A 10,265-nucleotide genomic window follows, 5' to 3' on the forward strand; every position below is an offset into this window, starting at 1 on the left:
TTGGCCGTAGGTGGCGAGGAGTGCTTGGGCTTCGATGGGGTCGCCGAGGGTGGTGCCGGTGCCGTGGGCTTCGACGGCATCGATGTCGGCCGGGGTGAGGTGGGCGTTGGTGAGGGCTTGGTGGATGACGCGTTGTTGGGAGGGGCCGTTGGGCGCGGTCAGGCCGTTGGATGCGCCGTCCTGGTTGACGGCGCTGCCCCGTACCACTGCCAGCACCTGGTGCCCGTTGCGTTCCGCGTCCGACAACCGCTCCACGGCGACCATGCCGACCCCTTCCGACCACCCCGCCCCGTTGGCGGCGTCGGCGAAGGATTTGCAGCGGCCGTCAGGAGCGAGCCCCTGCTGGCGGCTGAACTCTACGAATACCCCAGGTGTGGACATGACGGTCACGCCGCCCGCCAGGGCGAGGGTGCATTCGCCGTTGCGCAGGGCCTGGACGGCCAGGTGCAGAGCGACCAGCGAGGATGAGCAGGCCGTGTCGACCGTGACCGCGGGGCCCTCGAAGCCGAAGGTGTAGGAGATGCGGCCCGAGGCCACACTTCCGGCGCTGCCGGTGCCGATGAGGCCCTCGAACTCGTCGGCGTGCCGCCTGAACAGGCGTGCACCGTAATCGTTGTACATCACCCCGGCGAAGACCCCTGTCGAACTACCCCGCAGCTTCTCGGAGCTGATGCCGACGTGCTCCAGTGTTTCCCAGGAAACTTCGAGCAGCAGCCGCTGCTGCGGGTCGATGGTCAGCGCTTCGCGCGGGCTGATGCCGAAGAACTCCGCATCGAAGTCGGCGGCGTCGTAGAGGAATCCGCCCTCCCTCGCGTAGGAGGTGCCAAGGTGCTCGGGGTCGGGGTCGTAGAGCCGGTTGACGTTCCAGTCGCGATCGGTAGGGAAGGCGGAGATGGCGTCGCGCCCGTCGGCCACAAGACCCCATAGGTCCTCGGGGCTGCGGACACCGCCGGGATAGCGGCAGCCCATGCCCACGACGGCGATCGGCTCCTGCTGGGCGGCCTCGACCTCCGCGAGCCGCTCCCGCGTCTCGTGGAGGTCCGCTGTAACCCACTTGAGGTATTCGACGAGCTTCTCTTCATTGTTCGACATGCGTACAACCCATCCTCACGAGTCGACAGAGCCGTCGGCGTCCGCTCACGTCCGCCTAAATTCCCTGTCGATGAAGTCGAAGATCTCCTCGGTGGACGAACCCCGCAGCTTCTCCGCGACGGAGCGGCCGGAGTCCTGGTGCGCTCCGCGCCAGCCCGTGACCAGATCCCGTAATCTGCGGGCAATCTCGGCGCTTTCGCTCTCATTCGGGTCGAGCGTGCCGAGTACGGCCTCCAGCCGGTCGAGTTCGCCGAGCGCGGACTCGGCTGCCGTCAGCAGGACCGGGGCGGTCCGGTCACGGAGGTACGCGGCCAGCGCGTTCGCCGTCGGATAGTCGAAGACGAGCGTGGCGGGCAGCCGCAGCCCCGTGATCGTGTTGAGCCGGTTGCGCAGGTCGACTGCGGTGAGCGAGTCGAACCCGAGCTGCTGGAAGGCCTGTTCGGGGTCGATGGGGCTGTCGCCCGCCGCATGGCCGAGTACGGCCCCGACCTGTTCCCTCACGAGATCGACCACCAGCCCGAACTGTTCGGGCCCTTCGAGCCCGGCGAGCCGCTCCGCCAGCGAGGGACCCCCCGCCGCGCGGCGGGCGGGCGCGCGGACCAGGCCGCGCAGCAGCGGGTTGAGCGACCCGGCTGCCGCCTGTGCGGCCAGTGCGGGCATGCCGAGCCTGGTGGGCAGCAACACCGCGTCGTCCCTCGACGTCAGCGCGGCGTCCAACAGGGCGAGCGCACCGTCGGTGGGCAGGGGCAGGAGGCCGCCGCGGCTCATGCGGTGACGGTCGGCCTCATCGAGGTGTTCGGTCAGGCCGGTGCCCTCCTCCCAGAGGCCCCAGGCGAGGGAAAGCCCCGGGAGCCCTTCGGCGCGGCGGTTCTGGGCGAGTGCGTCCAGGAAGGAGTTGGCGGCCGCGTAGTTGCCCTGCCCGGCGCTGCCGAGGATCCCGGCGGCCGAAGAGAACAGCACGAACGCGGCCAGGTCCATGGACTTGGTGAGCTGGTGCAGATGCCAGGCCGAGTCGGCTTTCGGGCGCAGTACACCGATGAGCCGTTCGGGAGTGAGCGAGCCGAGGGTGGCGTCGTCGACGGCGCCCGCGGCGTGGATCACCGCGGTGAGCGGGTGCGCCGACGGGACTTCGGCCACGAGGTCCCGCAGCGCGTCGAAGTCGGTGACGTCGCATGCCGCGATGGTGATCCGGGCGCCCAGCCTGGTGAGTTCCTCCCGGAGCTCTGCCGCGCCCGGGGCGTTCGGGCCACGCCGGCCGGCGAGCAGCAGGTGCTTCGCGCCGTGCTCGGTGATCAGATGCCGGGCGACCAGCCGACCGAGGGTGCCGGTGCCGCCGGTGATGAGGACGGTGCCCTCTGGACCGAGCCTGCGAGCCGTGTCACCGCCCGCCACCCCGGCGTTGGCCAGCCGGGGCAGATACGGTTGGCCGGCGCGCAGCGCCACCTGCGATTCGGAGCCGAGCGCCGCGAGCAACGCGGCGAACGAGGACGGGTCGTCGTCGACGTCGGCGATCAGGAAGCGGCCCGGGTCCTCCGTCTGGGCGCTGCGCACCAGCCCCCACACAGCGGCTCCGGCCAGGTCGGACACGCCGGTGGCGGCGTCGAGCGCCACCGCGCCCCGGGTGACTACGGCCAGTCGGGCCGACGTGAGGCGCTCGTCACCGGTCCACTCCTGGATCAGCGCCAGGACGCACAGCGTCGCGTCCCGTGCATCGGCCGATGGCACTTCGGTCGCCTGGCCCGCGTGGGTCAGCACGAGATCTGGCACCGGAGCGCCGGCCGTGATCGCCGCGCGCAGTGCGGAGAGATCGGCGTACGAACTGCCGAGCACTCCCAGCGCGTCCAGCTCCGGCAGGCCCTCACCGATGCGGGCGCAGATGAGGGGAGTGGTGTCCCGCGCGGAGGTGGCAGGCGCCGCGACCCACTCGAGCCGGTAGAGCGAGCCATCCGGGGAAGTGCGGGCGCCGGCCAACTGCTCGGCGGAGACGGGTCGTACCTCCAGGGAGGCGATCGACATGACGGGGCGTCCCGCCCCGTCGAACAGTTCCAGTGCTACCTTGCCAGGCTGCTTCGGAGTCAGACGGACTCGTATCGCCTTCCCTCCGGTGTTGTGCAGGGCGACTCCGGTCCAGGCGAAGGGCAGCCGGACGCCTGGTTCCTCGCCTTCGGCGGTGGCCCAGGCCATCGCGTGCAGTGCCGAGTCAAGGAGGGCGGGGTGAATGCCGTAGCCCGTCACCTCGGCGTCCTCGGGAAGGTCCACGTCGGCGTACACGTGGTGGTCGTCCCGCCAGGCGGCGCGCAGCCCCTGGAAGAGCGGCCCGTAAGCAATGCCCATGGCCTCGAACCGGTCGTACAGGTTTCCTGCAGGCAATGGCGTGGCGCCCTCCGGCGGCCACGGTCCGGCTCCGTCCGCCTCGGGCAGGGCGGTCGAACCAGCGGTGGAGAGAATGCCGTTGGCGTGCCGTATCCACGGTGCGTCCGGATCCGGCCCGTCCGGCCGGGAGTGCACGGTGAGCGAACGGCGCCCGTCGCCGTCGGCCTCCCCGACCAGGATCTGCAACCGCACGCCGTGGTCCGCCAGCACCAACGGCGCCTCCAGCGTGAGTTCTTCGATCCCGGCACAGCCGGTTTGCTCTGCGCAGTGCAGTGCCATGTCGACGAACGCCGTTCCCGGCAGCAGCACGCTGTTCATGACGGCGTGGTCCGTCAGCCACGGGTCGGAGGTGAGGGAGAGCCGTCCGGTGAACATATGGCGGCCGGCATCGGCCATAGCCGTCGCCGCCGTCAGCAGCGGATGCCCTGCGCTGCTCAGCCCCGCGGACGTCATGTCCGATGCGGCGTCCGTAGGCCGCAGCCAGTACCGCTTCCGCTGGAAGGGATAGGTCGGCACGGGTACGGGACGGTCCCGGCCCGGGGCAACGCGCTGCCAGTCGACGGCCGCACCGTGGGCATGTGTCCGGCCGAGCGCAGCGAGGAACTCGCGCTGTTCGTCCGAGTCGCGGCGCAGCGTCCCGAACGCCACGGCCGGGGTCCCGCTCTCCTGGACGTTCTGTTCCACCCCGAAGGTCAGCACGGGGTGCGGACTGACCTCGATGAAGAGTCGGTGCCCGGTGCCGAGCAGCGCACGCGTCGCTGTCGCGAACTCCACCGGCCGGCGCAGATTGCGGTACCAGTACTCGGCGTCGAGACCAAGCGTGTCGAACTCGGCCCCAGTGACCGTCGAATAGAACGGAATCTCTGCCCGGCGGGGCTCGAGGCCACCCAGCTTCACCAGGAGATCCTCCCGGATCACCTCGACGTGGGAGCAGTGCGACGCGTAGTCATTGGGAATGTTCCTGGCCCTGACACCCGCCGTCTGATACCGGTCGACGAGATCGTGCACGGCCTGGACGTCACCGGAGATCACGGTGCTCGACGGCCCGTTGTCCGCCGCGACACTGACGGAGCCCGCCAACTCGGACAACGCGTCGGCGACCTCGGCGGCAGGCAGGGGGATCGACGCCATGGCTCCCGTGCCGGAGAGCGGGATGAGCGCCTTGCTGCGGAGCGCCACCACGCGTGCGGCGTCGTCCAGGGACAGAGCTCCGGCCACCGTGGCGGCGGCGATCTCCCCTTGGGAGTGCCCCATCACCGCGTCGGGGCGTACCCCGGCGGCCGTCCACAGCGCCGCCAGCGAGACCATGATGGCGAACAGCAGGGGCTGCGCGACATCAACCCGGTCGGCGGGGGCGGCCCCCGGCTCTCCCCGCAGCACGGCGACGGGGGACCAGTCGACATACGCGGCGAGGGCGTCGGCGCAGGCCCGGAACCGTTCGGCGAACAGCGGGGAAGAGTCGAGCAGGCCCTTGGCCATGCCCACCCACTGCGACCCCTGACCAGGGAAGACGAAGACCGTCTTGCCGGGAGTGGCCGCGGCTTTGCCGGACACCACGTCCGGATGGGGTTCGCCTGCAGCGAGAGCCGCCAAGGCTGCTTCGAAGCCGCTCCGCTCCGAGCCGAGCACCATCGAGCGGTGCTCGAACTGCGAACGGTACGTGGCCAGCGAGTGCGCCACGGCGGCAGGGTCTCCCGCACCGTCCCGGATGTGGGCGCGCAGCCGCAGCGCCTGTTCGCGCAGGGCGCCGTCCGTTTTGGCAGAGAGGAGCCAGGGGACGGTACCGGCCTGGAAGAGAGGTGTCTGGGTGGACTCGGCCACGGCCTCGTCCTGGTCCGGCTCCGGTGCCTGCTCCAGGATGAGGTGCGCATTGGTGCCGCTGATCCCGAACGAGGAGACCGCGGCCCGGCGCAGCCCGCCGGTTTCCGGCCAGGCGGCGTTCTCCGTCACCAGCGAGACCGCGCCCTGCGTCCAGTCCACCCGGGTGGTGGGCTCGTCGATGTTGAGGGTCTTGGGAAGCGTCCCGTGGCGCATGCTCAGCACCGTCTTGATGATTCCGGCGACACCGGCAGCGGCCTGCGTGTGGCCGATGTTCGACTTGACCGAGGCGAGCAGCAGGGGATGTTCGGCAGGGCGGTCCTGCCCGTACGTCGCCAGCAGCGCCTGTGCTTCGATCGGATCGCCCAGCCGGGTGCCTGTACCGTGGGCCTCGACCACGTCGATGTCCGCGGGAGCCAGCCCGGCGCTGTCGAGGGCCGCTCGGATCACCCGTTCCTGGGACGGTCCGTTGGGGGCGGTCAGCCCGTTGCTGGCACCGTCCTGGTTGACCGCGCCGCCCCGTATGACGGCGAGCACCTGATGGTCGTTCCGCCGGGCGTCCGAGAGCCGTTCTACCAGCAGAAGACCGACGCCCTCACCCCAGGCCGTGCCGTCGGCAGCGTCGGCGAAGGGCTTGCAGAGCCCGTCGGGTGCCATGCCGCGCTGTCGGCTGAGCTCAATGAAGATCCCGGGGGATGACATCACCGTCACACCGCCGGCCAGCGCCATGTCGCACTCGCCGTTGCGCAGGGCCTGCGCGGCCAGGTGCAGCGCGACCAGCGACGAGGAGCACGCCGTGTCGAGGGTGATCGCGGGGCCTTCGAGCCCCAGCGCGTACGAGATGCGTCCCGAGGCGACACTGTTCGTGGTGCCGGTCAGCAGATAGCCGTCGACAGCCGTCGACGTGGTGCCGAACCCGTACTGCTGGGAGGACATCCCGACGAATATGCCGGTCCTGCTGCCGCGCAGGGAACCCGGCTCGATACCGGAGCGCTCGATCGTCTCCCACGCGGTCTCCAGCAGGATCCGCTGCTGCGGGTCCATGGCCAGCGCCTCGCGCGGGCTGATGCCGAAGAACTCGGCGTCGAACCGGTCGGCGTCCTCAAGGAATCCGCCCTTGGACACGTAGGTCGTGCCCGCCCTGCCCTGCTCGGGATCGTAGATCCGGTTCAGGTCCCAGCCCCGGTCCGTGGGGAACGACGAGATCACGTCCTTCCCGCTGGTGACGAGTTCCCACAGCTCCTCGGGGGAGCTCACTCCGCCAGGGAAGCGGCAGGACATGCCGACGATGACGATCGGGTCGTCCTGCGCCACGGCGGGCCGGGCCGCGGCTCGGCCCGCCGGACGGGCCACAGGGGTTTCCGCGACCAGTTCGCCCAGGTGTGCGGCAAGCGCGCCGGTCGTGGGATGGTCGAAGATGAGCGTCGCCGGCAGCCGCAGGCCGGTCAGGGTGTTGAGCCGGTTGCGGAGCTCGACCGCGGTGAGCGAGTCGAACCCGAGCTCGTGGAAGGCGAGTCCGGGATCGATCACGTCCTGCGCGCCGTGCCCGAGCACGGCGGCGACCTCGGAGCGCACTAGGTCGAGCAGGGCCTGCATCCGCGCCGCCGCCGAAAGCCCCTCAAACCGGGCGGTCAGTGAGGAGCGGCTCTTCGGCGCGCGGCGCGCGGGAACCACGCGGACCAGTCGGCGGAGGATCGGCGGGAGGTCCGCGGCGGGCACCGAGCCCAGTGCGGAGCGGTCGAGTGCCAGCGGGACCAGCGCGGCTCTCGGGTCGCCCAGGGCCGCGTCGAACAGAGCGAGCCCGCGGTCCGAGGCCAGCGGGATCAGACCGTTGCGCCGCAGACGCCGCTGGTCGGCCTCGTCCAGGCCGCCGTTCATACCGGACCGGTCCGCCCACAGCCCCCAGGCGAGGGAGGTGGCGGGCAGTCCGTCGGTACGGCGCTGCTGGGCGAGAGTGTCGAGGTAGACATTCGCCGCCGCGTAGTTGCCCTGTCCCGCGCTGCCCAGGACCCCGGCCACGGAGGAGTAGAGGACGAAGGCGGAGAGCCCCCGGTCGCGGGTGAGGTCGTGGAGGTGCCAGGCGGCATCGACCTTGGGCCGCAGTACGGAATCCAGCTGCCCGGGAGTCAGCGAGCCCACGGTCGCATCGTCCAGCCGGCCCGCCGTGTGGATGACGGCGGTGAGCGGGTGCTCCTGCGGTACGGACTCGAGGAGTCCACGGAGTGCGGCGCGGTCGCCGACGTCACACGCGACGATGGTGACCCGCGCGCCGAGGTCCGCCAGTTCGGCCCGCAGCTCCTCGGCGCCCGGGGCGTCCGGACCGCGCCGGGTGGCAAGCAGCAGGTGCTTCACCCCGTGTTCGATGACCAGATGCCGGGCGGCCAGGGAACCGAGCGCACCAGTACCACCCGTGACCAGCACGGTGCCGTCCGGGGCGAGCGGAACGGGGACGGTGAGCACCAGCTTGCCGGTGTGCCTGGCCTGGGTCAGCTGCCGCAGTGCCTCGGGCGCCTCGCGCAAATCGTAGGCGGTGACGGGAAGGGCGGTCAGTGCCCCGCTCTCGACGAGCCCGACGAAAGCGGTGAACATCTCCTGGATCCGCTCCTGGCCCGGATCGGCCAGATCGAACGCCTGGTAGGAGACCCCCGGATGGGCGGCGGCGACCTCCTGCGGATCACGCATGTCCGTCTTGCCCATCTCCAGGAAGCACCCACCGCGGGGCAGCAACCTCAGCGACGCGTCGACGAACTCCCCGGCCAGGGAGTCCAATACGACGTCCATCCCGTGACCGCCCGTGGCCTCCAGGAGCTCGGCCTCGAAGTCGAGGGTGCGGGAGTTGGCGATGTGATCGTCGGCCAGGCCCTGCGCACGCAACGTGTCCCACTTGGGCGGACTCGCGGTGCCGAACACCTCCGCGCCCAGGTGCCGGGCGAGTTGCGTCGCCGCCATGCCCACCCCACCGGTCGCGGCATGAACGAGGAGCCGCTGGCCCGGCTGGAGACGGGCCAGCTCCGTCAGGGCGTAGTAGGCGGTGAGGAACACCGTGGGAGCGGCGGCGGCCTGCGCGTACGACCAGCCCTCCGGGATCCTGGCCACCAGATGGCGGTCGGTGACGGCGGACGGCCCCATGCAGCCGCTGAACAGTCCCATGACCCGGTCACCCGGGGCCACCGCGGTCACGTCCGCACCGACAGCCGTGACGACACCGGCGCCCTCCGAACCGAGCGGTGGTCGCCCCGGATACATGTCCAGCGCGATCAGTGCGTCACGGAAGTTCAACCCGACGGCACGCATGGCGACCCGTACCTCACCCGCAGCCAATTCCCGGTCCGGGTCGTCCGCGGAGACCAGGGACATGCTCTCCAGGGTGCCCGGCTCGGCGACGTCCAGCCGTTGCCCACGGGCCGGCATGGGCAGCGTGGCGCCGGCCTTCACCAGGCGGGGTACCAGCAACGAACCCTGTCGAACTGCGACTTGCGGCTCATTGGACTCAAGTGCCTCCCGCAGCACCGTACGTGAGGCTTCGCTGCCGTCGACGTCGAGGAGTATGATCCGTCCGGGATTTTCCGTCTGGGCCGAACGCACCAGCCCCCACACCGTGGCTGCCGCGAGGTCCACGACGCGCTCCCCGCCGTGCACGGCGACCGCACCGCGCGTCACCAGAACCAGCCGAGTGGCGCCGAACCGATCAGTGGCCAGCCACTCCTGGACCAACGCAAGCGCCTGGGCGGCGACGGCGTGCGCCCGCTCCACAGGAGACGCGGCCCGGTCCTCGCCCTCGCCGGGGACGGCTGACGGGATGGCGGCAAACACCGCGTCCGGAAGGGCACCGTCCGCCTCGGCCTCCTCGGAGAGCTCGGCCAACGTGCCGGTCCGTACGGCGGCGGGCACCAGATTCCCGGCGCCCCGCACCGCCCACGGTACGAACGCGCCCTCCCCGGCGTCGGACGCGGGGACGGCGGTCCATTCGAGCCGCAGCAGATTGTCGTCCGTGGTCGCCCCGGCGGAGGCCAGCTGAGCCGCGCTCACCGGCCGTGCGACAAGAGCCTCCACGGTCGCCACGACGGTGCCCTGCTCGTCGGCGACTGTCAGCGCCACGGCGTCCTGGCGCACGGGGGACAGCCGGACGCGCAGCCTGGTCGCCTGGGTGGGGTGCGCCGTCACGCCAGTCCAGGAGAACGGCAGTCGCGGAGCGGCCCGTTCGCCGTCCCGCACGATCGTGATGTGCAGCGCGGCATCCAGCAGCGCGGGGTGCAAGGCGAAGCCTCTGACGTCGGCGCCGTCCGGCAACGCCACCTCGGCGTACAGGTCGTCGCCGAGCTGCCAGGCTGCGGTCAGCCCCTGGAAGACGGGACCGTAATTCATGCCGAGGTCGCCGACCTGCTCGTACAAATCGTCGATCCGCAGGGGGACGGCGCCGGGAGCGGGCCACTCCAGGAGTCCCAGACCGTCCGCCGCCGGCTCGGGCCGCGCCGGAGAGAGCAGCCCGGTCGCATGCCGCGTCCAAGCAGCGTCGGAACCTTCTGGGCGGGAGTGGATGCTTACGGGACGCGTTCCTGCCGCGTCCGACGCGTCAACCTGTATCTGAAGCTGTACCGCACCCTCTTCGGGCAGGACGAGGGGAGCTTCCAGTGTGAGCTCGGCGACGCCTCCGCCATCGGTCCGGTCGGCTGCGTGCAGGGCCAGCTCGACGAACGCCGTCCCCGGCAGCAGCACCGAACCGAGGATCGCGTGATCGGCCAGCCAGGGGTGGGTCCGTACAGAGATCCGGCCGCTGAGGAGAAAGGAACCGTTGGCGGCGATGGTCGTCGACGCGCGGAGGAGCGGATGATCGGCCGCGCGCAGGCCCGCTGCGGAGACGTCACCGACCACGGGTTCGTTCGTCGGCCAGTATCGCTTGTGTTGGAAGGGGTAGGTGGGGAGTTCGGTGTGGTGGGCGTTGGTGCCTTTGAAGAATTCGGTCCAGTTGATGTGGGTGCCGT

The 10,265-nt window shown here is 70.9% G+C and carries 2 protein-coding genes; both read right to left on the reverse strand.

Annotation, left to right across the window (positions count from 1 at the left end):
• A partial coding sequence (locus tag ACGFR7_RS37300; protein ID WP_393328484.1) for a beta-ketoacyl synthase N-terminal-like domain-containing protein occupies positions 1-1,092 on the reverse strand: 1,092 nt, incomplete at its 3' end.
• Between the two features lie 45 nt (positions 1,093-1,137).
• Positions 1,138-10,155 carry an SDR family NAD(P)-dependent oxidoreductase gene (locus ACGFR7_RS37305; protein WP_393328487.1) on the reverse strand — a complete coding sequence of 3,006 codons (9,018 nt, stop codon included), beginning with the start codon at positions 10,153-10,155 and terminating at the stop codon, positions 1,138-1,140.
• Between the last annotated feature and the right edge of the window lie 110 nt (positions 10,156-10,265).

This window comes from Streptomyces sp. NPDC048516, from assembly GCF_043199875.1.
Classification (GTDB): Bacteria; Actinomycetota; Actinomycetes; order Streptomycetales; family Streptomycetaceae; genus Streptomyces.